Below are 25,724 nucleotides of genomic sequence, written 5' to 3' on the forward strand. Positions count from 1 at the left end.
GAAGATCAAACGAAAGCGAAGCTGCCATGCCTGCTGGCCTCCGCCCAGCAGGAAGCTTGAATCACTTCGCGGCCGATTTGGAAATCCCTCTCGATTCAACCAGGACGATTCCGGCTCTAGAGAGCAGCAAAACCCCTTGAGCAGGGTATGTGGTCCAATGATTTTGGTCTCGGCTCGTAACCCTTGATCCCCATACTGCACGCATTCGTTAACGCGGTCTTTCCACTAACGGAACGCTAACGAGTTCCTTCGTATTGTCGGCAACCGTCCCTCCGCCCCTCCGGTCGCCCTCCGCGCATGTCGTCCCAGCGTCTTCCCAGCGTCCAGCGATTGATTGGCCTCGCGCGGTCGAACGGCATCGACGTCCGGCCGACCCTGCTGCGCATCATCGTCGACCAGTTCGTCGCCGAGACGCGCCACAGCGCCGCCGAAGTGACGCGGTTCGGCGAGCTGGTGGTGAACCTGCTGCCCAAGGCGAGCGAGGCCGACCGTCTTCTGGTCGCCGAGAAGCTCGCCCGCCACCGCCAGACCCCCGCTGTCGTGGCGCGGCGCCTGGCCGCGGATACCGGCGCGGTGGCGCGCCCGCTCCTGACGCATGGCCGGGCCCTGTCGGATGACGATCTTTTCCTCGCGGTCCGGTCGGGCGATCCGCTCAAGGCGCTGGCCGTGGCGGAGCGCGAGGATATCGGGCTCGCCGCGCTGGTGGCGCTGGAGGACATGGACGACCCCGCCGTCAAGGCGGCGCTCGCCGCCCGTATCGGGCGCTCCCCCGTGTCCAGCACCGAGCCGCTGATGGCACCCCCCGCCAATATCGGTCGCCGCTTCCTTGCCGCCACGCCGGCCCAGCGCGAGACGATGCTGGCCGAACTCGCCCTGTCGCAGCCGGCGCTGCCGCCGGGCCTCGGCCCCCGTGGATCGACGCAGGGCCAGGGCCAGGAGATCGAGGTCGCGGCCCTGTCCCGCCGCGCGGGCGCCCTCGCCGAGGCGATCGGCCGGAGCTTCGGCCTCGACCGTATCATGGCCGGTCGCATCGCCGAGGATGCCGGCGGCGAACCCCTGGTGGTGGCGGCGCGGGCCCTTGATCTCGGCCGCGAGGCAACGGCCCGTATCCTGCTTTTCGCCCACGAGGCCATCGGCACGTCGGTCGACCGGATCGCCGCGCTGTCGACCCTCTACGATGCCGTCCCGCGCGGCGTCGCGGTCACGCTGGTGCGCGCCTGGCAGGAGGCCTCACCCCTCGCCCCGCCGGTCCGGACGATCCGGCACCAGCCGGTTTTCGCGTCCGACGCCACCGACCGGCCGGGCGCGCGCCAGGCCGCGAGCCCCGCGCCCCGTCAGGCAGCACGATCGCCGGCGGCGCGTCCGGCGGCATCACGGCTGCCGAAAGGCTCCTGAGAACCGTCAGGGCCGGGCCAGTTCGACGAAGGCGCGCCCGTCGCGGTCCTCGATATCGATGATCCACAGGTCGGGGTCGAACTTCGTCTCGCGCGCCAGTTTCTCGCTGACCCTGGACTCCTCGACGAAGGTGTCCGGCCAGGCCGGGACGAAGAGGCGGTCGACTGGCCGGCCGTCATCGAAGGCCGATTGCGGCGCCTGCAGATAGAGCGCGACGAGGCGGTCGGCAGCCCGCGAGACGGTGACGGCGATGGCGCCCGCCTCGGCATTGCCCCGGCGGCGGAGCGTGGCGAAGCCGCCTTCCAGGCCGACGCGCCGCATGAAGGCGGAGACCCAGAAGTCGGAGGTGACCCGCATCAGCGGCGGACGCCGGAACTCTCGGCGGCGATGAGGTCGCCGATGGAGCGCTCGCGGGGCGCGGGAGCGGGCCGGGGCGCCGGCACGGCGCGCGGATCACGCGACAGGAGATCGGCTATGTTCTGCGGACCCTGGGGCGCGGCCGGCGCCGGCCGGACCGCGGAGGCTGCCGGTGCAGATGCCGGCGCGCCACGGCGCAGGCGGGCCAGCAGCGCTTCCGAGGCCTCGCCGGTGACGGCGAGGCGCGCCTCGGTCTCGTAGCGGCGGATGGCCGCCTCGGTCTTGGGGCCGGAACGGCCGTCGACCGTGCCGTCATAGAGACGGCGGCGCTGCAACTCGCGCTGCACGTCGGCGATGATGTCGGCGCGGGTGCGCGGCGCAGCGGCGACGGGACCAGGGGCCGGCGCGGCCCCCTCGCTCGGCCGCGGCGTGATGCTCGCGGTCTGCTGCACGTCGGTCGTCCGGGCCGCGACAGGCGGCGGCGCCGGCTGGATCACCGCGGCGGCGAAGAGCGGGGCCGGATGGGGGCCGGACTGGCGGACGAGGGCATTGGCGACGATGCCCACGGCGACGATGCCGAGCAACGCCAGCGCGAGCCGGTCGCCGGGGCTGCGGCCGATGATCTGCCGCCAGACCGAGGGGCGCGGCGCCGCATCGTCCAGATCGTCGGCGGCGCGTCCGCGGCGGGGACGCAGATCCTCGTCGTCATAGGTCGCGTCACGCAATTTTCCGTCCCTCCTGGGGCTTGTCGATCGCCGGCACCGGGGCGGCCAGCGGCAGGGGCGCCACCTGTCCATGCGCCTCGCAGTCCATCGGCATCCGCAAGGTGACGCGGGTTCCACGGCCGACCTGCGAGGTGATCTCGAGGCGACCCCCGTGCAGTTCGGCCAGGCCCTTCACGACGGACAGGCCGAGGCCGGTGCCGTCATAGGGCCGGTCGTAGCTCGAGCGCGCCTGGAAGAAGGGGCTGCCGAGCCGCGGCAAATCCTTGGCGGCAATGCCGATGCCGGTGTCGGTGACCGAGAGCGACAGCCAGCCGCCGTCGCGGCGCAGGCCGATGGTCACCGAGCCGCCCGGCTTGGTGAACTTGATGGCGTTGGACACGAGGTTGAGCAGGATCTGCCGGTAGGCGCGCTTGTCGCCCACCACCTCCTCGACGGCCTCGGGAAGGTCGGCGGTGAGCGCCACGCCGGCCCCGCTGGCCTTGAGGTCCATCATCTGGACGCATTGCTTCACCAGCGGCGGCAGGGCGAAGGGCTCGGGCGTGATCTCGAAATGGCCGCTCTCGATCTTCGACATGTCGAGGATCGAATTGACGAGATTGAGAAGGTGCTCGCCTGAATCGCGGATCAATGTTGCATATTCGTGACGGCGCGCCTGGTCGAGGCGCATGGCCTCCTCGTGCATCAGCATCTCGGAAAAGCCGTTGATGGCATTGAGCGGCGTGCGCAGTTCGTGGCTGACATTGGCGAGGAAAAGGCCGCGGGCCTCGTTGGCGCGGTCGGCTTCTTCGCGGGCGGCATCGACGGCGCTCTCGTGCTGCTTGCGCTCGGAGACGTCACGCAGGACCGAGACGACCTGCTGGCCATCGCCGGATCCGGAGAGCGGGCGGCTGCGCATCTCCATCCAGATGAAGGCGGGCTGGCCGTCGATCGTGTCCTCGCGGCGGAGCCGGAACTCGGCAGCGGCCTCGATATGGCGCGAGGCGGCAATCGACAGGGCGTTGAGATAGGCCGGGCGGTCGGCGACATGGACGCGGTCGAACAGGCTCTGGCCATGCAGGGCATAGGACGGCACCCCGACGACGCGCTCGGCGGCGGGCGAGGCGAAAACGACGGCGCCATTGCGGCTGTGGCAGGTGATCAGATCGGTCATGTTCTCGGCGAGAAGCCGGTAACGCTGTTCGCCGACCGAGTGGACCTCCTCGCCGGCCCGGCTGACCATGACGGCCGACAGGGCGAGGCTCAAAGCATAGATCACGGCGGCAGCGACCGAGGCGAAGCCGGCCACGGCGAGATGGGTGCTGCCGAGGGTCGTCGGCATCAGCGCGCCGGTCAGTTGCAGGGCACCGATGACGCCGACGGCGGCAACCACCATGGCGGCGGCGCTGGTGACGACGCGGCGGGAGCCCGACAGCACGGCCTCGGCCGGGACCAGTGCGAACCAGATGACGATGAAGGAGGCGAGACCGCCGGACAGCACGGCAATGACCGAGACGATGCCGGTCAGGGCAGCGGCGGAGAAAAGGTGCGCCTGCTGATACGCACCCGTGCGGGACAGGAAAGTGGCGATGGCGATGGGCAGGACCAGCCAGCCGAAGGCAATGGTCTCGACCAGGCCCGGCACGCCCTGGAAGGCGAGGAAGAGCGGCAGCGCCGAAAGAGCGATGAGGCCCGGAATCAGGCGCGTCGCAATAAAGGCCCGGTGGCGGGCGAAGACGACGGGATCCACCGTCGCGGCCGGATGTACCAGACCGTCGAGATAGGATCTCACCGAACCGATCAACGCGCTTTCACGCAACGCACTCACCCCGACCCGCGGCGTCCGCCGTTCTCAGTGACCGGAGGATCGCAGCCCGGCGTGAAGGAAAAGCTAAGTCGGCGCGGCGGACGGCAAGGCGGTTGCGCCCCCCGGCCGTTTCGTCGGCCATGGTGAAGAAAGGCTTGCGGTGGCGCGGCCGGCACGGTCCCGACAATTTGCGTCAACCTTAACCCGGATTCAGCCCGGTTTCCGACGGATTCACCCTCTCCGCCAAGGCCCTGTTCACAGGTCGACCCCATGATCGTCAGGACCGGAGCGGTGCCCTCGAGGCGACAACGACCGCCCGGATACAGGGCTCCAACGACCGGAAACGGCGTCATGTCATTCCTCTTCAAGGCCGCCTTCTGGCTCGGCCTCGTCTTCTTTGTCCTGCCGCCGTCGGCGCCGCTGCCGCCGTCGGCCGGCGGCGACCTGCCGACGGGAGGCCAGGTGGCCAGCGCGGTGATCCGCGGCGCCGTCCAACTGTGCCGCGACCATGCCGACAGCTGCGCCCGCGGCGTCGGCGCCGTCACCGAGACGGTGCAGCGCGAGGTGGTCGGCGCGGCCGTGCCCGCCGCGCGCGACACGCTGGTGCCGGCGGACCTGCAGGTGCCGTTCGGCGGTCTTGCGATCCCCCCGGGTTCGGCACCGAGACAGGCGCCCCTGCCGCCGCGGCGGCCCGCCTGACGAGGCGGCGCTTTGTTTCGGCGCCGCATCGCCCTATATCCCCGGCATGAGCCAGCTTGCCGCGCCTGCCATCGACGAGATCAAAGAAGCCTTCGCCCTGATCGACGACTGGGAGGAGCGCTACCGCTACCTGATCGAGATCGGCAAGGCCTTGCCGCCGCTTGCCGCCGACGAGCGCAATGAAGCCAACAGGGTCAAGGGCTGCGCCAGCAATGTCTGGCTGGTCACCCATGTCGCCGATCGCGGCCCCGACGCCGTGATGACCTTCGCCGGCGAGAGCGACGCCCATATCGTCAAGGGGCTGGTGGCCCTGACGCTCGCCTTCTATTCCGGCCGCCCGGCCCGCGCAGTCGCCACCGACGACGCCTTCGACCTGTTCCGCTCCTTCGGCCTCGAACAGCACCTGACGCCGCAGCGCTCCAACGGCGTGCGGGCGATGATCGACCGCATCCGCCGCGACGCTGCCGAAGCGCTTGTGGCCTGATCAGAGAGCGAAGGCCGGGCCGAGCCCCGCCAGATCGCTGAGGGTCGCGACCGGATCGGCACCGGGATATTCGTTCGGCATGGCGGTGCGGTTGACCCAGACGGGCACGAAACCGAAGCGGGCGGCGCCCGCCACGTCCCAGCGGTTGGACGAGACGAAGACGACATCGCCGGGATCGCCAAGGCCGAGCACGCCCTGCGCATGGGCATAGACGGCGGGGACCGGCTTGTAGGCGCCGACCGGCGCCACAGTCACCACGGCATCGATCAGCGGTCCGATCCCCGCCGCGGCGATGGCCTTTTCGACCATGGCCTGGGTGCCATTGGTGAAGATGGCGGTGGTCTTGCCGGCCGCTTTCAGCCGTTCGAGCGCCGGGGCGACATCCGGATAGGCGGCCAGGGTCTCGTAGGCGGCGAGCAGCGCCTGCCGGAGGGCGGGATCGGCAACGCCGTGGCGGGCGAGCGCGAAGTCGAGGCCGCGGGTGGTCAGGGTCCAGAAGTCCTCGAAGCCCCCCATCAGCGTGGTGATCCAGGAATATTCGAGCTGCTTGGCCCGCCACAGCTGGGAAACGGGTTCGGCGAGAGGTCCCAGCGGTGCCCCGGCGCGCTGGACGGCGGCATGGACGTCGAACAGCGTGCCATAGGCATCGAACATGAACGTGTCGGCGGGCATGGCGGTCTCTCCCCGGGTTCCTAGCCCAACCCTCGCATCGCCGCGCGGCTGGGATCACCACAATTCATGATGACGCGGCGCGCCGCCACGCTAAATTCCGCCTCCCCGCGGAAGGAGATGCGCGATGACCAGCTGGTCGAAAACCTGGACCTATGTCGACGGCGACTGGCTGGAGGGCAATCCGCCGCTGACCGGTCCGCGCAGCCACGCCTTCTGGCTCGGCTCCTCGGTGTTCGACGGCGCCCGCATCTTCGACGGCCAGATGCCGGACATGGACCTGCACGCGGCCCGGCTCAACCGCTCGGCGGTGGCGCTCGGCCTGAACGCGACCATGACGGTGGAGAGCATCGTCGGTCTGACGCGCGACGGCGCGAAGAAGTTCGACGGATCGGTGCCGCTCTATGTCAAGCCGATGTACTGGGCCGAGGGCGAGGGCGGCAACGCCATCCTCCCTGACGCGGAGACGACGCGGTTCTGCCTGTGCATCTTCGAGGCGCCCATGGGGGTGCCGACCGGCATGGCCATCACCCTGTCGAAATTCCGCCGGCCGACCATCGAGAACGCCCCGACCGATGCGAAGGCGGGGTGCCTCTATCCGAATAACGGGCGGGCGCTGCGCGAGGCCAAGTCCCGTGGCTTCGACAATTGCCTGGTCATGGACATGGTCGGCAATGTCGCGGAAACGGCGACGTCCAACATCTTCATGGCGAAGGACGGGGTGGTCTACACGCCCATCCCGAACGGCACGTTCCTGAACGGCATCACCCGGCAGCGGACCATCGCGCTCCTGCGCGAGGCCGGCGTCACCGTGGTGGAACAGAGCCTGCGCTATGCCGATTTCGAGACCGCGGATGAGATCTTCTCGTCAGGCAATTATTCCAAGGTGGTGCCGGTGACGAAGATCGACGACCGGGCGCTGCAGCCTGGCCCGCTCGGCCGCAAGGCGCGCGACCTCTATTTCGCCTATGCGGCCGCCGGCCCGCGCCTGTGAAGGCGGGCCACCGGGGGCCGCTGCTGCCGGCCAGAGACCCCCGCGCAGGGGTCACCCCCCGACATGGGCGCGGAAATCCTTGAGCGAGGCGAAGCGGGTCGTGCCCTCGGCGAGATCCGCCTCGATGCTGCCGTCGCCGTAGAGCCGGAAGGCAATGCCGGCGATCACCCCTTCGCGCAGCAGGGGCGGCATGGGCGGCAACGGCGCCGCGAGCACCGGCTCCTGGCGCGGCGCGGGCTTGGCCTGCGGCTCGAAAATGTCCTTCAGGTCATCCATCAGCGAGGTCGCGGGATCGACCGCCGGTGCCTTCGGTGCCAGGAGGTCGTTGAGCTCGGGGAAGTCGCGCGCAAGGGCTGCCATGGCGTCGTCACCGGGGGCGGCGGTGGCGGCGGGATCCGGGCGGATGGGCTCCAGCCGCGGGGGCTCGGACCGTCGGGACGGTTCGACGACCGGCGGTGGCACCGGTACCACGGGCGGCGGCGCGACGACCGGCGGCGGCGCGGTCCCCAGAGCCGCTTCGGCGAGCGAGGCCTGCAGGGCCCGCTCGAGTTCCTCCTCGATGGACAGCGGCGCCGGTTCCGGCCTTGCCGGCTCGGGCTCGGACTCGGCGGGAGGCGGCGGGGCAAGGTCGGGGGCCGCGACGGGACGGGAAATGGTCTCGCGCAGCCGGGCCATGAAATCATCGGCATCGGGGATGGTGACGAGGTCCGGCGCGGCCGGAACCGGCTCGCGGGGCGGGTCGAGATCGCGCAGCGTCTCGAAGGCCTTTTCGAGCGCGACGGGCTCGGGCTCGGCCCGGTGCAGGGCCGAAGCAATGGGCTCGGGCTCGGCGGGGGCGCGCGCATCGCCGGCCGAGGCGCCGAGAAGAAGGCGTTCGAGCGAGACCATCGGGTCGGCCGGCCCATCGCCGGGAACCGGCGTCGGCGGAGCAAGATCGGCCTCCGCGGCCTTCACCTCGGCCAGCATGTCCTCGACCGCATGGACGAGATCGGGATCGGGCTCGGCGGGTGCAAAGGCCTTTTCATCGCCCTCCCAGGGCCGGTCATCGCCGGGAAAAGCCTTGTCGTCGTCACTGGCGAAAGCCTTGTCGTCACCGGCCAACCGCTTGTCGTCGCCGCTCTCTTCGGCGGCGGGTGGCGCGATGGCAGGTTCAGGAGCCTTTTCCGCACTGCGTGCCTCGGCGGGGGCGGAGGCTGCGAGGCCGGCGGCGAGACCCGCCGCGGCCAGAGGCGCCTTTGCGGCCAGGGGCGGCAGGCCGAAGCTCTGCCGCGACGGCGGCGGCGCGATCGCCGGAGAGGCGGCTGGAGCGGCGGGCGGAGGGGGCGGCGGCGGCGCCATGAGCGCCTCCTCCAGGCGGCCGAGGACAACGGGCGCCATGGCGGGGGCGGGAGCCTCGGCCGTTGTCGGTGCCGGCATGGCCACCTCCGGCGGCCCGGAGGACGGCGCCGGCACGGCCGGCGCCGCGATCGCGTCATTCACGGCGGTACCGACGGGAAGACCGATGCGCAGGGCATCGAGCTTGCCGGCGAGGATCGCGAGTTGCCCCAAGACGGCAGCCAGGCCGAACAGGATGATTCCCGCGGCGGCGATGACCGCGCCGACGATCATCACGGTATTGCCGAGGCTGAGCAGGGCCGGATTGGTGCCCCAGTAGAGCGTCGCCGCCCCGATCAGCGCCAGCGCCGCGGCCGCCACCTTCAGCACGAGGGCCATGGATCGTCCTTTCACCCACGCGGGACTTGCCGCCCGCTCCCGGCTACCGTTGAGCCGTCAAAAAACGACCTATCCAAGGCAAGTCGTCAGATTCTCGCAACTACATCAAGCGATGACCGCGCGGCAATTGCCGGGGCGGGCCCCACGGCTTATGTGAAGGGGGTTGTTTCGTGTGCGATCGCCCGCCGCACCGCCTGACCGTGGGCGCCCCCTTCTGGAGACGTGATCATGGCTTTCACCCTCGACGATCTTCCCTACGCCTACGATGCCCTGCAGCCCTACATGTCGAAGGAGACGCTTGAGTATCACCACGACAAGCACCATCAGGCCTATGTCACCAACGGCAACAACCTGATCAAGGGCACCGAGTTCGAGGGCAAGAGCCTTGAGGAGATCGTCAAGGGCTCCTTCGGCAAGCATGCCGGCATTTTCAACAATGCCGGCCAGCACTACAACCATATTCATTTCTGGAAGTGGATGAAGCCGAATGGCGGCGGCAAGATTCCGGGCGGCCTGGAAAAGGCGCTGATCGATTCGTTCGGTTCGGTCGAGAAGGCCAAGGAGGACTTCATCCAGGGCGGCATCACGCAGTTCGGCTCGGGCTGGTCCTGGCTGACCGTCCAGGGCGGCAAGATCGTCGTCACCAAGACGCCGAACGGCGAGAGCCCGCTGGTCCATGGCGGCCTGCCGATCCTCGGCGTCGACGTCTGGGAGCATTCCTACTACATCGACTACCGCAACCGCCGTCCCGACTATCTCAAGGCCTTCGTCGAGCACATGGTCAACTGGGACTATGTGGACGAGATGTTCCAGAAGGCCACCGCCTGAGACAGTCGGACCTGCTGATTTTCGGAGAACCCCGGCCTTTGCGCCGGGGTTTTTCGTCGGGGACAGTGGCGCACCAGACCGGCGCGGAAACCTCCACCGTCATGGCCGGGCTTGTCCCGGCCATCCACGAATTCTCCAAGGACGGTGGTCAAGTCGTGGATGCCCGGCACAAGGCCGGGCATGACGCGGCGAGGGCGGCTCACGTTTTGACGTCCCCTCACCCTCACGCGATTTCCGTCACGATCTTGCGCCTCACCGCATCGGCGAAGGAGCGGTTCTCGTCCGCCACCTCGACAAAGGCGCCGGGGCCGCCGATCACCGCCTCGCGGTAATAGTCCGGCAGCGGCTGGCCGATGCGCGCCGGCACCGATCCGCCCGGCCTGAGGATCGCCAGCGCATTGACCGTGATGCCCTTGGCCACTGCGTCGTCGCGCGCCGCCTCCACCGCCCGGCCACCGATATTCGGCCCGTCGCCGGAGACGTCGATGACGCGCTTCAGCCCGCGATAGGGGCCGGTCGCGATAAGGTTGACCGAAAAGTCGATGGCCGCCGAGATCGAATTGTAGCCACGCGCCGCACGCGGGCGGGCGACAAGCTCGGCGGCGAAGGCCCTGGCGCTGGCCTCGTCGCGGATCAGGGTCCAGTCGACGATGACATGCTGCGAGCTGGGTCCGCCCCATTCGGCGTAGATCACGGCGATGGCGCCGTGAATGCCCCGGCCGATGACCGAGAGGACCTCGGGAGAGGCGAGCGCCTGGCCGTAGCCCTCGCGCTGCAGCCGGAGTTCGTCATTGTCGATGGAACCGGAGCCGTCTGCGGCGAGCACCAGCAGGACGTCGACCGAAACCGGGCGCTGGGCGTGGGCGAAGCGGGCGGCGGCCGCCGCGGCCGCCAGACCGAGCGCCAGGCGCCGGGACAATCGGTGTGTTCGCGAATAGGCCATGCGTCTTCCCCGTCCCCATGCCTGACGGTGCCATGTTCCAGCGCGCCGTCGGCTATGACCATCCACATCATCGTGACCGGCAGAGGCTTCGTATAGGGTGCGGCTCCGCCAACGCGGCGCAGCGCCTGCGCCCAGAGCCCCGGGACCCCATGGCCCTTCTCGTCCTCCTGTCCGTCGGCATGCTGGTCGTCGGCTTCGGCGCCTTCGGGGTGATCGGGGTCATCACGCCGATCAGCCGCGACCTCGCCCTGACGCCGGTGGGCGCCGGCTGGATCGTCAGTGCCTATGCCCTGGCCTATGCGATCGGCTCGCCGCTCGGCGCCTCGATCACCGGGCGGCTCGACCGGCGTGCGGTGCTGGTCATCGGCATGGGCCTGATCGCGGCCGGTGCCCTGCTGACGGCGGTGGCGGCCAGCCCGGCGGTTCTCTATGCCGGGCGCATCCTGCTCGCCTTCGGGGCCGGGCTCTATTCCCCCGCCGCCGCCGGGGTCGCCATGATGGCGGTGCCGACGGCCCAGCGCGGCCGGGCGCTCGCCGCCGTCTATACCGGGCTCACCGTTTCGCAGGTGATCGGCGTCCCCACGGCGGGCATGATCGGTTTCACCATCGGCTGGCCCTGGCTCTTCATCGGAATCGCCCTGGTGGCGGTGATCATGGCCGCGGCGCTGTGGCTGCGGGTGCCGGCGCGGATCGCCATCGCGCCGGCCACCCTCGGCGATCTCGCCCGCGCCATGACCGATCCCAGGCTGGCAATCGCCGTGCTGGTGACGGTGACGGTGATGGGCGCGGCCTGGATCCCCTACACGTTCCTGTCGCCGATCATCGAGGAGAAGACCGGCGGTGGTGCCGGCATCGTCGCCACGCTGCTGGTGGTCTACGGCGTCGGCTCCGTCGCCGGCAACGCGCTCGGCGGCTTTCTGGTCGACCGCATCGGCGCCAACCGCACCCTGCTGATCGCGGCAACGGGACCGCTCCCCTTCATGGCGGCGCTGACCTTCATCGCCTGGGAGCCCTGGCTCGGCGGCATCATCCTGTTCCTGTGGGGCATGCTCGGCTGGACCATCGGCGTGTCGCAGCAGGCGCGGCTGGTGGCCCTCGACCCGGCGCGCATGCAGGTGCTGCTTTCACTTAACGCCGCCTGCATCTATGGCGGCGCGGCCCTGGGCGCGAGCCTCGCCGGGCTCGCCAAGAGCCTCGGCGGGATCCCGGGGCTCGGCATGGCGGCGGTCGGGCTCGGCCTTGTCGGCGTCGCCCATCTCGCCCTGTCGCTGAAGCTCGGCGGACGGCGCGACTACTGACGGGGCGCCGCGGGAGCGCCGGTCACCGCCACCGCGAAGGCGTAGGACCGCGCCACTTCCGCCAGCCGGTCGAATCGGCCGGCAGCGCCGCCGTGCCCCGCATCCATGTTGGTGACAAGGAGCACCGGATGGGCGTCGGTCTTGGTGGCGCGCAGCCGCGCCACCCATTTCGCCGGTTCCCAATAGGTGACGCGCGGGTCGGAGACACCGGCCAGCGCCAGGATCGGCGGATAGGCCTGCGCCGCGACATTGTCATAGGGCGAATAGGCCAGCATGCGCCGGAAAGCCTCCGGGTCGGCGATCGGATTGCCCCATTCGCGCCATTCCGGCGGCGTGAGCGGCAGGGTGTCGTCGAGCATGGTGGCGACGACGTCGACAAACGGCACTTCGGCGAGGATCCCGGCAAAGAGGTCGGGGCGCATATTGGCCACCGCCCCCATCAGCATGCCGCCGGCCGACCCACCCTGGGCGACGATGCGGCCCTTGGCGGTGAAACCCGCGGCGATGAGGTGCTCGGCGCAGGCGATGAAGTCGGTGAAGGTGTTGGTCTTGAACTCGCGCTTGCCGGTCCGGTACCAGCGATAGCCCTTCTCCATGCCGCCGCGCACATGGGCGATGGCATAGACGAAGCCGCGATCGACCAGCGACAGCCGGGCCGTCGAGAAGGAGGCCGGCATGGAGGCGCCGTAGGAGCCGTAGCCGTAGAGCAGGACCGGGGCGCTGCCGTCGAGCGGCGTGTCCTTGCGGTAGACCAGCGAGACGGGAACGGTCTCGCCATCGGCGGCGGGCGCCAGCAGGCGGCGGGTGACGTAATCCGCGGCGTCATGGCCGGAGGGCACCTCCTGGCGCTTGCGCAGCACACGGCTGCGGGTGCGCATGTCGTAGTCCCAGGTCTCGTTCGGCGTCGTCATCGAGGAATAGACGAAGCGCAAGGTGTCGGTGTCGAATTCGTAGCCGGGCATGACGCCGAGGGAATAGGCCTCCTCGTCGAAGGCGATGGCATGTTCCTCTGATGTCATCAGGTTGCGGATGACGATCCGCGGCAGGGCATTCTCGCGCTCCAGCCGGATCAGCCAGTCCCGCAGCACATGGGCCGAGAGGACGAGGATGCCCGGCCGGTGCGGTACCACTTCCGTCCAGTTCTCCCGCGCCGGGGCCGCCAGCGGCACGGCGACGATGCGATAATCCTCGGCGGAATCGTTGGTGCGGATGAACAGGGTCTTCTCGCCGCGCCAGGACGGGTGGTAGTCCGGATAGGACTTCACCTCGTCGATGCGCGGCAGGATGCGCCAGGGCGCGGCGTCGGGCCGGGTGAGGTCGAGGGCGAAGGTCTCGGTCGAATCGCTCTGGGCGCAGGAGATCAGCGCGAGGCCGCCGGCGGTCGCCTCGCCCATGCCGACGAAAACGGTGGTGTCCGTCTCCTCGAAGACGAGACGGTCGGCGGCCTGGTCCTCGCCGAGGCCATGCCGGAAGATTCGCAGCGGCCGGTGGTTGTCATCGAGGCGGATGTAATAGAGGGCGGAGGCGTCGGCGCTCCAGACGGCATCGCCGCCGGTCTCCTCAAGATGGTCGGCCTGATCGGCGCCGGTGGCGAGATCGCGGACCTTGAGGTTGAAGAATTCGGAGCCCTTGTCGTCGTAACTCCAGGCGAGGAGACGGTGGTCGGGGCTGTGGGTGGCACCGCCAAGGTCGAAGAAGGCGCGGCCCTCCGCGAGGGCGTCACCGTCGAGCATGATCTCCTCGCCCGCCTCGCTGCCCCGCGGCCGGCGGCAGACGATCGGATGCTGCCCGCCCTCGCGATAGCGGTCGTAATAGTCGAAGGGTCCGTCGGGCGATGGAACACCGGAATCGTCCTCCTTGATCCGCCCGCGCATCTCCCGGACCATGGCTTCGATCAGCGGCTGGACCGGGGCGAGCACCGCCTCGGCATAACCGTTCTCGGCGATCAGATGCGCCGTGATGGGCGCCGGAAGCACAGAGGGATCACGCAGGGCCTCCTGCCAGTTGGCGGCGCGCAGCCAGCCGTAATCATCGTGCAGCGTGACACCGTGGACAGTGCGCAGGCTCGCCTGGCGGACGGCAGAGGGGGCGGGGGCGGCTTGGGCGTCGAGGGTCATCAGGTCACCGGTGCAGGGCGGAATGGCGGGCAGCGCGGCAGAACCCGCCACGCTCGGGCAGTATTAACAACATGTTCACTTGTATGGCAGAGCTGACCTATCGGCACCATGATGTATCGAAGGCCGGAACACCCTCCACCACACAGCGTGATTCGAACAGGCTGACGGGTTGCATACGCGTCAAGATTGCGTGCTTTGCGACCAGAATTGGTCAGGCTCTGCGATTCTGTTCAGCGCCGCTGCGCACTACATGCACTTTTTTACTTGAATCGCACCCGCAGGGCCTTGCAACCCAAGCTCAGCGGCAGTATCTGCCAATGATAGACATGCGCTCGGGACGACAGGGTTTTGCGCCACCGCCTCCGGACCGTGTCTAACAAGCAAATGAGCGCAACGCTCCGGGCCGCGACGATGATCTTCAACGTCGCCAGTCAGAGGAATTCGTGACCATGGCCGACTCGTCGAGTGCCAACAACTACATCGAGCTCGCCGCCGATATCGTCTCGGCCTATGTGAGCAACAATTCGGTGTCCGCCGCCGATCTTCCGAACCTGATCAACAGCGTCCACAACGCCCTGGTGAACGTGACGACTGGCAAGGTCGAGGTTCCGGCCGAGCCGCTGAAGCCGGTGATCCCGATCAAGAAGTCGATCACGCCGGACTACATCATCTGCCTCGAGGACGGGAAGAAATTCAAGTCACTGAAGCGCCACCTGCGCACCCAGTACAACCTGTCGCCCGAGGATTATCGCGAGAAGTGGGGCCTGCCGGCCGACTACCCGATGGTGGCTCCGAACTATGCCGCCGCGCGCTCGCAGCTCGCCAAGCAGATGGGTCTGGGTCAGCAGCGCCGCCGCAAGGGCCGCTGAACCGCGTTCCGGCTTTGACAACCGCGCCGTCCGGCCCCCCGGGCGGCGCTTTTTTGTGTCCGATGCCATGCCGGAGCAGCGCGATGGCCCGCAGCAGCGCGGCGTGACGGCGCAGGTCGTAGCCCGCACCGGCCGCCCTGCCTCGCGCCCGCTCGCGGCGCAACTGCCCTTCAAGCCGCCGCAGCCGCACGAGATCCTGCCCTTCCGCCGGGACCAGGCCGGCGAGCGTCCCGGTCTGGCCCAAGGCCATGGCCGCGATGCGGTCGGGCTCCGCATGCCAGCTGCGGATGCGTCCGCGTTTCCTGATCGTTCCGGCCATCGCCACCTCCCCTTGCGCGATGGGAGAATGACCGGGAGCCAAAAGATGGGGACAACTTTTCCGCGTATTTACTATATCTTGGGTTGCACCGACTGCGCAAGTCGCTGATCGCGCTACACTTTCATCAAGGCCGTCAGCCTGCTGACATGTGAAGGAATAAAAACTTATTACCCTGAGCATCGTGGCATTTAAGGATTCCAGTCCTTTTCAAGGAGGCCCGTCCATGATGCTGTCCCCTCACCCGTTGCGGCCTCAGGGGCTTGCCAGACCCCGCGACGCCGGGATCGACGTCGCTGCCGCCCTCGCGGCCTGGGTCGCCGGTGTCGACCGCGGCGCGCTGTTCGGCGCGAGCCGCGGCGGCGCCCAGGTCGCGGCGGCGCGCCAGCTCGCGATTTATCTCGCCCATGTCGTTCTCGGCCATGATCTGACGCGGTTGTCGGCCGCTTTCGGCCGCGACCGCGCCACGCTCCGCCATGCGCTGAGGCGGATCGAGGACGAGCGCGACGATCCCATATTCGACCGACAGCTAATCGGCCTCGAGACGATCCTGCTGCCGCTCAGGCACGAGGGCGGGCCGTGCGGGAGCGGGCCGCGATGAGCCGGGAGCCACCGATAACCGCCATGGACGACGACCGCTTCCGCCGGGCTCGTCAGGTGCGCCGGATCATCGAGACGCCCGCGGGCCCGGTCGAGATCGACCTCGCCGAGAGCCCGCTGCGCTGGCTCGCCAGCCGCCGGGATGCCAGCGGCCAGCCCTTCCTGTCACCGGCCGAGATCGAGGCGGGCGAGCGCTTCCGCCTCGACTTCACGCTCGCCGGCCTGTCGCCGAAGCTCGGCATCACCTGGGCCGCCCCGGTCAGCGGCGGGGCGGCGGCGGGCGCCGGCCGCGACTATGCCGACATCGTCATCGCGGCAAAGCAGCGCCTCGACCGGGCCCGCGAAGCCGTCGGCCCTGATTTCGCGGCGCTGCTGATGGATGTCTGCGGCTTCCTCAAGGGCGTCGAGGCGGTCGAGCACGACCGCGGATGGCCACAGCGGACCGGCAAGATCGTGCTCAAACTGGCCCTCGGCGCGCTGGCGCGTGCCTATGGCCTCGACGACATGGCCCGGGGGCCGGTCCGGTCCCGCGGCATCCGCGCGTGGAGACCGCCGGCCGAACAGGCGGGGTGACGGCTCAGGCGGCGAGCGCGTCGAGAATGCGGACCCAGGACCGGATGCCCTTGTGGAACGAGGTCAGGTCGTATTTCTCGTTCGGCGAATGGACCCGGTCATCTTCCAGGCCGAAGCCGACGAGCAGCGAATCGAGGCCGAGATCGTCCTTGAAGGCGCCGACGATGGGGATAGACCCCCCGGAGCCGATGGTGACCGCCTTGCGGCCCCATTCGGCGGTCAGCGCGGCGCGGGCCTTGCCGAGCACCGGCATGTCCCAGGGCAGCGCCAGGGCCGGGCTGCCGCGGGAGCCGAAGAACTCGGCGCGGCAATCGGCGGGGAGCTGGGCGCGGACATGGGCGCGGAAGGCCTCGCGGACCTTGACCGGGTCCTGCTTGCCGACGAGACGCATCGTCACCTTGGCCCAGGCTTCCGACGGGATGACGGTCTTGGAGCCCTCGCCGGTATAGCCGCCCCAGATGCCGTTGACGTCGCAGGTCGGGCGCGACGAGATCATCTCGATGAGCAGGCGGTCCCGCTCGCCGATCGGCTGCTTCAGGCCGATGGGGCCGAGAAAATCCTCCGCCGTCAGGCCGAGGCCCTTCCAGTCGGCGAGAATGTCGGCGGGAAGGTCCTCGACGCCGTCATAGAAGCCGGGGATGGCGATGCGGCCGTCGGCACCGTGGATGGCGGCGATGACCTTCGACAGCATGTGGATCGGATTGGCGGCGGCGCCGCCATAGACACCCGAATGCAGGTCGCGATTGGCGGCGACGACCTTGAACTCCTCCGACACGATGCCGCGCAGCGAGGTGGTGATGGCCGGGGTGCTCCGGTCCCACATGCCGGTGTCGCAGACAAGGGCGACATCGGCGGCGAGTTCCGCCTTGTTGGCCCTGACAAAGTCGAAGAGATGCTTCGAGCCGCATTCCTCCTCGCCCTCGATCAGCATGGTGACGCCGACGGGCAAGGTGCCGGTGACCGCCTTCCAGGCGCGGCAGGCCTCGACGAAGGTCATGACCTGGCCCTTGTCGTCGCTGGCCCCGCGGGCGACGATCCGCTTCGAGCCGTCGGGCGCGGTGGCGATGCGCGGCTCGAAGGGCGGCGTCTCCCACAGGTCGAGCGGATCGACCGGCTGGACATCGTAATGGCCGTAGAAAAGGGCATGCGGCCCGGCGCCGCCGGGGCTCTTTGCCACCACCGCCGGATGGCCTCCGGTCGCCCGCGCCGAAGCCGCGAAGCCGAGGCTGCTGAGATCCTGCACGAGCCAGTCAGCGGCAGCGGCGCAGTTCCCGGCAAAGGCGCTGTCGGTGGAGATCGACGGAATGCGCAACAGGGCGAACAGCCGCTCAAGGCTCTGGTCGAGGCCGGAATCGACGGCGGCGAGGACCTGATCGACGGGGCGGGATGTCATGGCGTGGCGTCCGGTGTTCGAGCGAGGGGCCGGACGCTAGCAATCCCGCCGGTGATTGCAAACGCAGCAGGCTGCGGGCCTGCCATCCGTGGCGCGAGAGGTGGTCAGGCGTGTTCGCGGGCAGCGCTCCGCGCCCGCCCGCTGCGGCGAACGCGCTGCATCAGGGCTCCGACCCGGCGATAGACCAGCCGGGGAGCGACGTCTGCCGACATGGCGGCCGCATAGCCCAGTGCCATCGCCGCCCTTCCGACGGCGCGGGTAAAGGACGGGATCAGCAGCAGGCAGGGGATTCCGGCCTTCAACGCCGCGTCCGGCGGACGCAGGAGGCCAGAGCCCGGGGCGGCCTGCGGATCCCGGACCGGGACCGGAACCGGCGCCGCCACCGAGACGACGACGACATCGACCCTGCCGGCTGCGATATGGTCAGACAGGTCGCGCGGATCGGTGAGCGCGACGGCATGGACCATGCCGAGACGCTTCAGATTGTCCGCCGCCATCGCGGGGTCGACACCGTCGAGGCGCAGCACGACGACCCTGGCGTCGTGAATCTGTTTCGTTCCAGCCATCACACCATTCCCGATGCCGGCCGGACCGAGCGTGCCACGGCACCTTGCCCGATCGTCAGGCAAAGGCCGCGGGGGCTCGGTCAGCAGCCCCGGGGAATGGGATAATGTTACCGCCTTGCGGAGCCTCTACGAATTTAGCTGCAATTGAGGCGATCTTGATCTTTGCGCGATCAGCGGCGCCCGAAGCCGCCGAGAACGCCGCGCATGATGGCCCGGCCGATCTGCGTGCCGACGGTGCGGGCAAGCGAACTCGAGGCATTCTTGATGATCACCTCGGTGGTCGACATGGGGGCGCGGCCGCGGCCCTTGCCGGCCGGCGCGCTGCCGCCGCCGAGGATCGACCCGAGGATGCCCCCGAGCCCGCCGCTGTCGGCCTGCTGGGACTGCTCGGCTTCATCGAGTTTCTGACGGGCGCGCTTCTGCAGGATCTCGTAGGCCGACTCGCTGTCGATCGTTTCGTCGTACTTCCCGCGGAACGGGCTCTTGGCGATGATCTGCCGGCGCTCCTGCTCGGAGACCGGGCCGATCCGCGCCACCGGTGGCGAGACCAGCGTGCGCTCGACGATGGAGGGCACGCCGTTGCCCTCGAGGGTCGAGACCAGGGCCTCGCCCTTGCCGAGCTGGGTGATGACCTCTTCGGTGTCGAGCTTCGGATTCTGCCGGAAGGTGGTGGCGGCGGCCTTGACCGCCCGCTGGTCGCGCGGCGTGAAGGCGCGCAGCGCATGCTGGACGCGGTTGCCGAGCTGGGCGAGGACCGTTTCCGGCACGTCGAGCGGGTTCTGGGTGACGAAATAGACCCCGACGCCCTTGGACCGGATGAGGCGGACCACCTGTTCGATCTTCTCGACCAGGGCCTTGGGCGCGTCCTTGAACAGGAGATGCGCCTCGTCGAAGAAGAAGACGAGTTTCGGCTTGTCGACATCGCCGACCTCGGGCAGTTCCTCGAACAGTTCCGACAGCAGCCACAACAGGAAGGTGGCGTAGAGCTGGGGGCTGGCCATCAGCTTGTCGGCGGCGAGGAGATTGATGGTGCCGCGCCCGTCGCGGTCGGTACGCATCAGGTCCTTCAGCGCCAGCGCCGGCTCGCCGAAGAATTTCGACCCGCCCTGGTTCTCCAGCGTCAGCAACTGGCGCTGGATGGCGCCGACGGAGGCGGCCGAGACATTGCCATAGGCGGCGCGCAGCTCGTTCTGCAGTTCCTTGTTCGAGCCCAGTTCCTGCAGCAGCGCGCGCAGGTCCTTCAGATCGAGGAGGGCGAGGCCGTTATTGTCGGCATAGTGGAAGAGGATGTTGATGACGCCTTCCTGGGTCTCGTTGAGATCCATCAGGCGGGAGAGCAGCAACGGACCCATCTCGGCGACGGTGGCACGGATCGGGTGGCCCTGCTCGCCGAACAGGTCCCAGAAGACCACGGGGAACTGATCGGCCTGCCAGTCCATGCCGACCTGCTTGGCACGCTCAAGGATGAAAGGCTTCTCCTCGCCCATCGCCGCGACACCGGACAGATCGCCCTTGATGTCGGCAGCGAAGACCGGCACGCCGGCATTGGAGAATCCTTCGGCCAGCACCTGCAGCGACACCGTCTTGCCGGTGCCCGTGGCGCCGGTGATGAGGCCGTGGCGGTTTCCGAACCTCAGCGCCAGCCATTCCTGTTTGGTGCTCTTGCCGAGGAGAAGGGCGTCGTCGGCCATGACCTGATCCTGAATCTGTAACCCTGCGTTAGCCCCGTTCTAGCAATGCCGCCCGGTCGTCGCCAAGCGCGATCAGGAGTCGCGGCCACCGCCACCGATCTTGACCTGGATCAAGGCCCGGATCGCGCCGGCCACGCAATCTTCCATCCACGACGTGATCGGGAGGTTTCGATGACTGCAACCCTGTATCTCGGCCTGGTTCTGGCCGTCTTCGGCGGCTTCGGTGCCACGCTCGCCTGGCTGGACTATAGCGGCAGGGCCGCGAGCGCGCCGCTTCCGGGCCCCGGCGAGTAAGCGCCGGCCCGTGACCGCAAGCAGGAGAACGGGACGCCGCCCCGGCGGCGCCCCTCGATCCCGCAGCGGTCAGCCGCGCGCCCAGAGTTGCGACACAAAGGTTCCCGCCTTCTTCTCGATGGCAGCGGCGGCGTCGAGGCAGACGTCCTCGCGGTAGCGCGACGTGATGAGCTGGACGCCGATCGGCTTGCCGTCGATGAGGCCGACCGGAACGACGGCGGCTGGCAGGCCGAGCACGTTGATCGCCGACATGAAGCGCAGATCGTTCCAGAACATCTTGCGCGCGCGTTCCGTGCCCTCCAGATCGGCGTTGTGGGCCGGCGTCTGCCGCACCGACAGCGGCGACAGGATCACCGGGTAGTCTTCGAGGAAGAGCATCCAGTTGCGCAACACGCGCGAGCGGCGGGCGATGGCCTTCATGTATCCCTCGCGGTCCAGAACGGTGCTGGTGGTCTTCATGGCCTCGATGGCAGTGATGAAATCGGGGCTGCCATGCTGGCGCATGGTCGCCTCCTGCAGCACCGTCAGTTCGGTGAAGATCAGGTCGGACCAGAGTTTCCAGGTGCCGTCGAGGTCGGGAAGCGCGACCTCGTTCACGTCATAGCCTGAATCGGCGAGGTGATCGGCGGCCCGGCGCACCAGAGTGACAACCTCGGTGTCGGCGTTCATGTCATGTGGGATCTTGGCGAAGGCGACCTTGATCGGCCCCTTGAGTTTCGGTCCCTCGAGCGGCGCCGGCACCCACCAGGGGTCGCGGGGGTCGCGCTGGGCCATCACCGCGAGGCCAAGGCGCACGTCGGCGACCGACCGGGCGATCGGCCCCTGGGACGACATGAACTGCGCCATGAGCGGGCGCTCGTCGCCGTTCATCTGGGTCGGGTTGAAGGCGGGGATGCGGCCCTGCGTCGGCTTGATGGTGGCGACGCCGTTGCAGAAGGCCGGCCAGCGCAGCGAACCGCCAATATCATTGCCATGGGCGATGGCGCCGATGCCGGCGGCGACCGCCGATCCCGCGCCGCCCGAGGAGCCGCCGCAGGTGATGGCCGGATCCCAGGGATTGCGGGTGAGGCCGTGCAGCGGGTTGTCGGTGAAGCCGCGCATGGAGAATTCGGGCGTGTTGGTGAGGCCGACGATCACGGCGCCGGCCTTGCGCAGATTGGCGGTGACGGCGGAATCGTCGGGGGCGATATTGTCCTTGAAGGCCACCACGCCGTTGGAATTGGCCTGTCCCTTGACGTCGAGGTTGATCTTGATGGTGATCGGCACGCCGTGGAGCGGGCCGACGGCCTCGCCCCTGGCCAGGGCCTTGTCGGCGGCCCTGGCGGCCTTGAGCGCGTCCTTGGACAGGTCGACGACGACGGCGTTGAGCGCGGGGTTGACCGCGTTCATGCGGGCGATGGACGCCTTGACGGCCTCCTCCGACGACACCTTGCGGGATTTGATCGCCCGGGCGGTCTCGACCGCCCCCCACTGCCAGATCGGTGCCTTGGCCACTGTCGCTGTCCCCCTCGTGATGAGGGGGCGATGGTGCGCAAGGTTTTGCCCGGGGGGAAGCCCCCGCAAACGGGAGCGGGTCATGCGCCGTCTGCCCCCTCATGCAGTCCGCGGGGGAGAGGTGAAGGAGCGCCCATCTGCCGATCTCGCGCAAAGGCCGCGGCCTCAAATCCCCAGCACGCCGGCGATCTCCTCCACCGCCACCATGGGCGCGAGGCGGCCGCTCGCGACGTCCGCCTCGAGCGCCGGGAGACGGGCCTTCAGGATGGGATCGCGCTTCAGCCGCTCGGCGAGGCGCTCGTGCAGCATGGTCCACATCCACTTGACGCCCTGGGCGCGGCGTTTGGCGGCGAAGTCGCCGGACGCCTCGGTCTTCGTGCGGAATGCGAGAATCTGCTCCCACAGCGCGTCGAGCCCCTGATTGGCGAGGCCGGAGATCATCAGGACGGGCGGCGACCAGACGCGCGACTTCGGCGCCATGATGTGCAGGGCCGCCCGGTATTCCGCCGCCGCCGCCTTGGCGCGCAGCGCCCCGTCGCCGTCGGCCTTGTTGACGGCGATGATGTCGGCGAGTTCGAGGATGCCCTTCTTGATGCCCTGCAATTCGTCGCCGGCGCCGGGCAGCATCAGCACGAGGAACAGGTCGGTCATGTCGGCGACCGCCGTCTCCGACTGGCCGACACCGACCGTCTCGACGAGGATCACGTCGAAGCCGGCAGCCTCGCAGAGCAGCATGGTCTCGCGCGTCTTGGCGGCGACACCGCCGAGCGTGCCTGACGACGGCGAAGGCCTCACATAGGCGTTCTCGTCGTTGACGAGGCGGGCCATGCGCGTCTTGTCGCCGAGGATCGAGCCGCCGGTGCGCGAGGACGAGGGGTCCACCGCGAGCACGGCCACCCGGTGGCCCGCGGCGGTGAGATTGGCGCCGAACGTGTCGATCGTGGTGGACTTGCCGGCGCCGGGCACGCCGGTGATGCCGATGCGGATCGCCCGCCCCGTCTCGGGCAGCAATATCTGGACGAGCCGGCGTGCCACCGCCTGATGCTCGGCCTTTGTGGACTCCACCAGCGTGATGGCGCGGGCGAGCACGGCGCGGTCGCCGGCACGGATGGCCGTGGCAAGCTCGGCGGGATCGGGAAGGGCACGCATGGCGGCGTGGTATCAAAGCCACGCCCGGGAGGCGAGCGATTCGACGGTGGCCGGTGCCTTCCTCCCGCCCCATTGCGGCCATCTGCGCTTTCTAAGCGTCTCGGATCGCGTGGCTCCGCTCCCGCTTGTCACCCTTTTCGTCCTTTGCGGCACCGCCCGCCCCCACCGCCGAGCCTCATCCCGCATGCCCGAGCCGTCGACCACCCCCGTCGCCGCCCCGTTCCCCGCCTTTCGCCTCGCAGGCGTCGTTGTCGTGGCGCTGGCCCTCGGCGGCTGCGTCGGCACGGGGCTGACCGGTGTCACCGGCTCCCTCGGCGGGCTGACGGCGCCGGCCGCGCCGCCGACCAGTACCTCCGTCTTTGTCGCATCAACCCGCCCCGCCTTTGCCGGCGACACGCTTGGTGCCCCCTCCGCCGAGCGCGCGCGGTTCTACCGGCAGGCGGTGAGCATGCCGCCGGGCCGGGCCACCGGCACCATTCCGCGACCCCAGATCACACCCGAGAGCCCGCGGCGCCATGCGGTCCTCACCGATCGCGAGGCGCTGACGCCGGAGGCCTTCCGCCGGCAGGTGGCGGCGTCGGTGAACGGCAAGGCTCAGGACCAGCGCGATGTCCTGGTCTATGTCCACGGTTTCAACACCGATTATGACGAGGCGGCCTTCCGGATCGTGCAGGTCGCGGCCGATGGCGGCTTCCGCGGCACGCAAGTCCTGTTCACCTGGCCGAGCTATCGCCGTGTCCTCGCCTATGGCGGCGACCGGGAGGTGGCGACCGCCTCACGCGATGCGCTCGACCGGCTGCTGACCGATCTCGGCCGCACGCCCGGCGTCGCCCGCATCCACATTCTCGCCCATTCCATGGGCGCCTTCCTGACCATGGAGGCGTTGCGGCAGGCCTCCATCGCCGGCAATGGCGACCTGAGCGGAAGGCTCGGCGAGGTGATCCTGGCGGCACCCGACCTCGACGTCGAGGTCTTCCGCCAGCAGATGGCCCGCATCTCGCGTCCCTCGCGCGTCTCGCTTTTCGTGCAGTCGGACGACCGGGCCCTGGCGGTGTCGTCGACGGTCGCCTGGGACCGCCAGCGCGTCGGCGCGCTGGACGTGCGCAATGCCGAGCATCGCCGCGTCATATCGGGGCTCGGCGTCCGGGTCTTCACCATGAGCGCGACGGGCTGGACCGACCTCGTCCGCCACGGCACCTTCGCCGAGGCGCCGGAGATCGTCCGATTGATCGGCGGCAAGATCAGCCAGCAGCCGGTGATCGAGGATTTGCTGCCGCAGGTCGCCGAGGCCCCGCCCCTCCCCGCCGAACTCAGGCCGCCGCAGGAGCAGAGGCCGATGGCCGACCAGCCCGAGGCGGCGCGGGCCGTGACCGCGGAGCCCCTGCCGGCCGCAGGCGGCACCGGCGGCGCTGCGCCGGCTCTTATCGACTGAAGCCAGGCGCCGCTCCGGGCCGCGTCAGGCCCGCGTCCCCCTCAGGAAGGGTCGGGCGGCCTGCAGCGCGGTGTCGCAGCTGGGCGCGACCCTGATCAACACCGTTTCGGCGTTCTCGCTGCCCATCCACAGGCCAAAGGCGGTCGACACCGCCCAGACCGGATCCGAGGTGACGCGATCGACGGCGGCGGGCGCGGCCTCGCGCGTGCAGGTGACGACCTGCTGGACGATGGCCGGGGGCGCCTGGGCGCTGGCCAACTGGGCGGTGATCGCCTGCTCGACAGGCTGGAGGAGGAAGAACGAGACGAGGGACATCAGGAAACTGGTCATGGCAATGGGCTCCGGGTGCCGGGACGGCCGGCGTGGCAAAGGGAATCAGTCGGTGCAATGGGTCTGGACGAGCGCCTGGCGGTGGAAGGCGGCGAGCGTCTGGCGCACCGTGCCTTCGGTCATCACCAGCCCGGCCCCGTCGAAGTCGCGCAGCAGTGCCGCAACGATGTCGGCATCGCCCGGAACCTCGAAATCCGCGCGGTGCATGCTGGCGGCATAGCGCGCGAGATCCGCACCGGTCAGGCCGAGAAGGTGGCCCGCCCAGAGCCCGGTCAGGACGTTGCGGCGGGCGATGACATGGTCACGGGTATCTGCGTCCAGGCACCAGTCCAGCAGCGGCCCGGTCTCGCCACGCCTCTGCCGGCTCGGGCTGGTCGCCATGGCCGTCCGGGCGGCATCCGCCGTGATCCCCGCGGGACGGATGGCGGGCCGTCCCGCGCCCGCCGGGGCGGCGTCGACGGGCGTGCCCGGGTGGTTGGCTGCAGAGCCATGCAGGTGGGACGCGGCTTGGCCACGCATCGGGCAGTCCTCCGGGCCGGCAAACGATGTCGATGAACGGTCCGACATCGCGAGAGCGCCGGCCAGGCGCTCGCCAGAGGGGCCCGGACCACGGGACGAGCCGGGATTTGGGGTTTCGCCATGCCGGGGAAAAGGGCGCGCGACAAGCTGGCGCAGGCAGCCGCTGGCGCCGGTCGTGGCTAGAAGAGCACGCCGATGATGATCCGGAGCGCGGCGATCAGGGCGGCGAGCGCGGTGAACAGCGCTGCGCGGGAATTGAGGATCTGCGTGCGGTTCAGCGTCGTGACGATGCGGTTCATGTCGGCCGCATCGAGCTCCTCGTTGCGGCTGATGCGGCGGACGCGCTGGCGGCTGGCGATCCACCAGAACCAGGCCGACAGGCAGGCAGCCGATGCGATGAGGAGGTCGAGTACGACGTTGAGCGTGGTCAGCATGGCGATGACGGTGGCAATCGGGCGACAGGTTGTCGCCGATCACCGACCGCCGCACCAGC

Annotated in this window: 26 protein-coding genes; 11 read left to right on the forward strand and 15 right to left on the reverse strand. The window is 69.3% G+C overall.

Annotation, left to right across the window (positions count from 1 at the left end; translation table 11 throughout):
• Positions 1–297: 297 nt before the first annotated feature.
• Complete coding sequence (locus Q0C57_RS02410; protein WP_296571570.1) at positions 298–1,395, forward strand: hypothetical protein; 1,098 nt, start codon at positions 298–300, stop codon at positions 1,393–1,395.
• Between the two features lie 6 nt (positions 1,396–1,401).
• On the opposite strand, the gene Q0C57_RS02415 is transcribed toward Q0C57_RS02410, so the two are convergent.
• The 3 genes from Q0C57_RS02415 to Q0C57_RS02425 are packed head-to-tail and all read right to left on the reverse strand — an operon-like array spanning position 1,402 to position 4,245.
• Entirely contained in the window at positions 1,402–1,752 is a 351-nt protein-coding gene (locus Q0C57_RS02415; RefSeq protein ID WP_296571572.1) for a DUF1491 family protein, read from the reverse strand.
• Positions 1,752–2,477, reverse strand: coding sequence for a peptidoglycan-binding domain-containing protein (locus tag Q0C57_RS02420; RefSeq protein WP_296571574.1), 726 nt, complete (start codon positions 2,475–2,477; stop codon positions 1,752–1,754). Before Q0C57_RS02420 ends, Q0C57_RS02415 begins: the two co-directional genes overlap by 1 nt.
• Positions 2,470–4,245, reverse strand: a complete 1,776-nt coding sequence (locus Q0C57_RS02425; RefSeq protein ID WP_296571575.1) for a PAS domain-containing sensor histidine kinase — start codon at positions 4,243–4,245, stop codon at positions 2,470–2,472. The genes Q0C57_RS02420 and Q0C57_RS02425 overlap by 8 nt, the downstream gene beginning before the upstream one ends.
• 366 nt (positions 4,246–4,611) lie before the next feature.
• On the opposite strand from Q0C57_RS02425, the gene Q0C57_RS02430 reads away from it, so the two are divergent.
• Both Q0C57_RS02430 and Q0C57_RS02435 read left to right on the forward strand, forming a co-directional pair.
• Positions 4,612–4,959 carry a hypothetical protein gene (locus Q0C57_RS02430; protein ID WP_296571578.1) on the forward strand — a complete coding sequence of 116 codons (348 nt, stop codon included), beginning with the start codon at positions 4,612–4,614 and terminating at the stop codon, positions 4,957–4,959.
• A 46-nt stretch (positions 4,960–5,005) separates the two neighbouring features.
• Complete coding sequence (locus Q0C57_RS02435) at positions 5,006–5,443, forward strand: SufE family protein (protein ID WP_296571581.1); 438 nt, start codon at positions 5,006–5,008, stop codon at positions 5,441–5,443.
• Here the strand turns inward: Q0C57_RS02435 and Q0C57_RS02440 are convergent, their stop codons facing one another.
• On the reverse strand, positions 5,444–6,115 hold the full coding sequence (locus Q0C57_RS02440; protein ID WP_296571583.1) for a haloacid dehalogenase type II: 672 nt from the start codon (positions 6,113–6,115) through the stop codon (positions 5,444–5,446).
• 124 nt (positions 6,116–6,239) lie between these two features.
• Between Q0C57_RS02440 and Q0C57_RS02445 the strand changes: the two genes are divergently transcribed.
• The gene (locus tag Q0C57_RS02445; protein ID WP_296571586.1) at positions 6,240–7,106 is read left to right on the forward strand and encodes a branched-chain amino acid aminotransferase; all 867 of its coding nucleotides are present in this window, start codon (positions 6,240–6,242) and stop codon (positions 7,104–7,106) included.
• A gap of 51 nt (positions 7,107–7,157) precedes the next feature.
• Here the strand turns inward: Q0C57_RS02445 and Q0C57_RS02450 are convergent, their stop codons facing one another.
• Positions 7,158–8,819: a hypothetical protein gene (locus Q0C57_RS02450; RefSeq protein ID WP_296571588.1), complete on the reverse strand. Its 1,662-nt coding sequence runs from the start codon at positions 8,817–8,819 to the stop codon at positions 7,158–7,160.
• 228 nt (positions 8,820–9,047) lie between these two features.
• On the opposite strand from Q0C57_RS02450, the gene Q0C57_RS02455 reads away from it, so the two are divergent.
• Positions 9,048–9,647: a superoxide dismutase gene (locus Q0C57_RS02455; RefSeq protein WP_296571591.1), complete on the forward strand. Its 600-nt coding sequence runs from the start codon at positions 9,048–9,050 to the stop codon at positions 9,645–9,647.
• 223 nt (positions 9,648–9,870) lie between these two features.
• On the opposite strand, the gene Q0C57_RS02460 is transcribed toward Q0C57_RS02455, so the two are convergent.
• Positions 9,871–10,566 carry a DUF1194 domain-containing protein gene (locus Q0C57_RS02460; protein WP_296571593.1) on the reverse strand — a complete coding sequence of 232 codons (696 nt, stop codon included), beginning with the start codon at positions 10,564–10,566 and terminating at the stop codon, positions 9,871–9,873.
• 173 nt (positions 10,567–10,739) lie between these two features.
• Between Q0C57_RS02460 and Q0C57_RS02465 the strand changes: the two genes are divergently transcribed.
• Positions 10,740–11,888, forward strand: coding sequence for an MFS transporter (locus tag Q0C57_RS02465; protein ID WP_296571596.1), 1,149 nt, complete (start codon positions 10,740–10,742; stop codon positions 11,886–11,888).
• Here Q0C57_RS02465 and Q0C57_RS02470 read toward each other — a convergent pair.
• Positions 11,882–14,005, reverse strand: a complete 2,124-nt coding sequence (locus Q0C57_RS02470) for a S9 family peptidase (RefSeq protein ID WP_296571598.1) — start codon at positions 14,003–14,005, stop codon at positions 11,882–11,884. The genes Q0C57_RS02465 and Q0C57_RS02470 overlap by 7 nt on opposite strands.
• A 449-nt stretch (positions 14,006–14,454) precedes the next feature.
• On the opposite strand from Q0C57_RS02470, the gene Q0C57_RS02475 reads away from it, so the two are divergent.
• From Q0C57_RS02475 to Q0C57_RS02485, 3 genes are all read left to right on the forward strand, one after another.
• Positions 14,455–14,874, forward strand: coding sequence for a MucR family transcriptional regulator (locus tag Q0C57_RS02475; protein ID WP_296571600.1), 420 nt, complete (start codon positions 14,455–14,457; stop codon positions 14,872–14,874).
• Between the two features lie 542 nt (positions 14,875–15,416).
• Complete coding sequence (locus Q0C57_RS02480; RefSeq protein ID WP_296571602.1) at positions 15,417–15,791, forward strand: helix-turn-helix domain-containing protein; 375 nt, start codon at positions 15,417–15,419, stop codon at positions 15,789–15,791.
• A 23-nt stretch (positions 15,792–15,814) separates the two neighbouring features.
• The gene (locus Q0C57_RS02485) at positions 15,815–16,363 is read left to right on the forward strand and encodes a DUF6456 domain-containing protein (RefSeq protein WP_296571606.1); all 549 of its coding nucleotides are present in this window, start codon (positions 15,815–15,817) and stop codon (positions 16,361–16,363) included.
• Between the two features lie 4 nt (positions 16,364–16,367).
• On the opposite strand, the gene Q0C57_RS02490 is transcribed toward Q0C57_RS02485, so the two are convergent.
• From Q0C57_RS02490 to Q0C57_RS02500, 3 genes are all read right to left on the reverse strand, one after another.
• Positions 16,368–17,756 (reverse strand): M20/M25/M40 family metallo-hydrolase, encoded by a 1,389-nt coding sequence (locus tag Q0C57_RS02490; RefSeq protein WP_296571609.1) that lies wholly within the window; start codon positions 17,754–17,756, stop codon positions 16,368–16,370.
• 104 nt (positions 17,757–17,860) lie between these two features.
• A complete protein-coding gene (locus Q0C57_RS02495; RefSeq protein WP_296571611.1) occupies positions 17,861–18,322 on the reverse strand; it encodes a hypothetical protein in 462 nt (153 codons plus the stop codon).
• A gap of 170 nt (positions 18,323–18,492) precedes the next feature.
• Positions 18,493–20,013, reverse strand: coding sequence for a helicase HerA-like C-terminal domain-containing protein (locus Q0C57_RS02500; RefSeq protein WP_296571614.1), 1,521 nt, complete (start codon positions 20,011–20,013; stop codon positions 18,493–18,495).
• Positions 20,014–20,184: 171 nt separating this feature from the next.
• Here Q0C57_RS02500 and Q0C57_RS02505 point away from each other — a divergent pair, with 171 nt between their 5' ends.
• Complete coding sequence (locus tag Q0C57_RS02505) at positions 20,185–20,307, forward strand: hypothetical protein (RefSeq protein ID WP_296571618.1); 123 nt, start codon at positions 20,185–20,187, stop codon at positions 20,305–20,307.
• Between the two features lie 69 nt (positions 20,308–20,376).
• On the opposite strand, the gene Q0C57_RS02510 is transcribed toward Q0C57_RS02505, so the two are convergent.
• Positions 20,377–21,801: an amidase family protein gene (locus Q0C57_RS02510; protein WP_296571621.1), complete on the reverse strand. Its 1,425-nt coding sequence runs from the start codon at positions 21,799–21,801 to the stop codon at positions 20,377–20,379.
• A gap of 165 nt (positions 21,802–21,966) precedes the next feature.
• Positions 21,967–22,950 carry a methylmalonyl Co-A mutase-associated GTPase MeaB gene (gene meaB, locus Q0C57_RS02515; protein WP_296571623.1) on the reverse strand — a complete coding sequence of 328 codons (984 nt, stop codon included), beginning with the start codon at positions 22,948–22,950 and terminating at the stop codon, positions 21,967–21,969.
• Positions 22,951–23,134: 184 nt separating this feature from the next.
• On the opposite strand from meaB, the gene Q0C57_RS02520 reads away from it, so the two are divergent.
• Positions 23,135–24,382, forward strand: coding sequence for an alpha/beta hydrolase (locus Q0C57_RS02520; RefSeq protein WP_296571625.1), 1,248 nt, complete (start codon positions 23,135–23,137; stop codon positions 24,380–24,382).
• Positions 24,383–24,406: 24 nt separating this feature from the next.
• Here the strand turns inward: Q0C57_RS02520 and Q0C57_RS02525 are convergent, their stop codons facing one another.
• The 3 genes from Q0C57_RS02525 to Q0C57_RS02535 all read right to left on the reverse strand — a co-directional run bounded on the left by Q0C57_RS02525 (position 24,407) and on the right by Q0C57_RS02535 (position 25,665).
• A complete protein-coding gene (locus tag Q0C57_RS02525) occupies positions 24,407–24,712 on the reverse strand; it encodes a hypothetical protein (RefSeq protein ID WP_296571628.1) in 306 nt (101 codons plus the stop codon).
• Positions 24,713–24,757: 45 nt separating this feature from the next.
• Complete coding sequence (locus Q0C57_RS02530; protein ID WP_296571632.1) at positions 24,758–25,231, reverse strand: ATPase inhibitor subunit zeta; 474 nt, start codon at positions 25,229–25,231, stop codon at positions 24,758–24,760.
• A gap of 179 nt (positions 25,232–25,410) precedes the next feature.
• The gene (locus Q0C57_RS02535) at positions 25,411–25,665 is read right to left on the reverse strand and encodes a hypothetical protein (RefSeq protein ID WP_296571636.1); all 255 of its coding nucleotides are present in this window, start codon (positions 25,663–25,665) and stop codon (positions 25,411–25,413) included.
• Positions 25,666–25,724: the final 59 nt, after the last annotated feature.

This window comes from Phreatobacter sp. (assembly GCF_022843985.1).
In the GTDB taxonomy this organism is placed as follows: Bacteria; Pseudomonadota; Alphaproteobacteria; order Rhizobiales; family Phreatobacteraceae; genus Phreatobacter.

Excerpts from the sequence above, each read along its gene's own strand:
- Q0C57_RS02410 (WP_296571570.1), top strand. The coding sequence starts at position 298 with ATGTCGTCCCAGCGTCTTCCCAGCGTCCAGCGATTGATTGGCCTCGCG.
- Q0C57_RS02415 (WP_296571572.1), bottom strand. The coding sequence starts at position 1,752 with ATGCGGGTCACCTCCGACTTCTGGGTCTCCGCCTTCATGCGGCGCGTC.
- Q0C57_RS02430 (WP_296571578.1), top strand. The coding sequence starts at position 4,612 with ATGTCATTCCTCTTCAAGGCCGCCTTCTGGCTCGGCCTCGTCTTCTTT.
- Q0C57_RS02435 (WP_296571581.1), top strand. The coding sequence starts at position 5,006 with ATGAGCCAGCTTGCCGCGCCTGCCATCGACGAGATCAAAGAAGCCTTC.
- Q0C57_RS02440 (WP_296571583.1), bottom strand. The coding sequence starts at position 6,115 with ATGCCCGCCGACACGTTCATGTTCGATGCCTATGGCACGCTGTTCGAC.
- Q0C57_RS02445 (WP_296571586.1), top strand. The coding sequence starts at position 6,240 with ATGACCAGCTGGTCGAAAACCTGGACCTATGTCGACGGCGACTGGCTG.
- Q0C57_RS02450 (WP_296571588.1), bottom strand. The coding sequence starts at position 8,819 with ATGGCCCTCGTGCTGAAGGTGGCGGCCGCGGCGCTGGCGCTGATCGGG.
- Q0C57_RS02455 (WP_296571591.1), top strand. The coding sequence starts at position 9,048 with ATGGCTTTCACCCTCGACGATCTTCCCTACGCCTACGATGCCCTGCAG.
- Q0C57_RS02465 (WP_296571596.1), top strand. The coding sequence starts at position 10,740 with ATGGCCCTTCTCGTCCTCCTGTCCGTCGGCATGCTGGTCGTCGGCTTC.
- Q0C57_RS02470 (WP_296571598.1), bottom strand. The coding sequence starts at position 14,005 with ATGACCCTCGACGCCCAAGCCGCCCCCGCCCCCTCTGCCGTCCGCCAG.
- Q0C57_RS02475 (WP_296571600.1), top strand. The coding sequence starts at position 14,455 with ATGGCCGACTCGTCGAGTGCCAACAACTACATCGAGCTCGCCGCCGAT.
- Q0C57_RS02480 (WP_296571602.1), top strand. The coding sequence starts at position 15,417 with ATGATGCTGTCCCCTCACCCGTTGCGGCCTCAGGGGCTTGCCAGACCC.
- Q0C57_RS02485 (WP_296571606.1), top strand. The coding sequence starts at position 15,815 with ATGGACGACGACCGCTTCCGCCGGGCTCGTCAGGTGCGCCGGATCATC.
- Q0C57_RS02490 (WP_296571609.1), bottom strand. The coding sequence starts at position 17,756 with ATGACATCCCGCCCCGTCGATCAGGTCCTCGCCGCCGTCGATTCCGGC.
- Q0C57_RS02495 (WP_296571611.1), bottom strand. The coding sequence starts at position 18,322 with ATGGCTGGAACGAAACAGATTCACGACGCCAGGGTCGTCGTGCTGCGC.
- Q0C57_RS02500 (WP_296571614.1), bottom strand. The coding sequence starts at position 20,013 with ATGGCCGACGACGCCCTTCTCCTCGGCAAGAGCACCAAACAGGAATGG.
- Q0C57_RS02505 (WP_296571618.1), top strand. The coding sequence starts at position 20,185 with ATGACTGCAACCCTGTATCTCGGCCTGGTTCTGGCCGTCTTCGGCGGC.
- meaB (WP_296571623.1), bottom strand. The coding sequence starts at position 22,950 with ATGCGTGCCCTTCCCGATCCCGCCGAGCTTGCCACGGCCATCCGTGCC.
- Q0C57_RS02520 (WP_296571625.1), top strand. The coding sequence starts at position 23,135 with ATGCCCGAGCCGTCGACCACCCCCGTCGCCGCCCCGTTCCCCGCCTTT.
- Q0C57_RS02525 (WP_296571628.1), bottom strand. The coding sequence starts at position 24,712 with ATGACCAGTTTCCTGATGTCCCTCGTCTCGTTCTTCCTCCTCCAGCCT.
- Q0C57_RS02530 (WP_296571632.1), bottom strand. The coding sequence starts at position 25,231 with ATGCGTGGCCAAGCCGCGTCCCACCTGCATGGCTCTGCAGCCAACCAC.
- Q0C57_RS02535 (WP_296571636.1), bottom strand. The coding sequence starts at position 25,665 with ATGCTGACCACGCTCAACGTCGTACTCGACCTCCTCATCGCATCGGCT.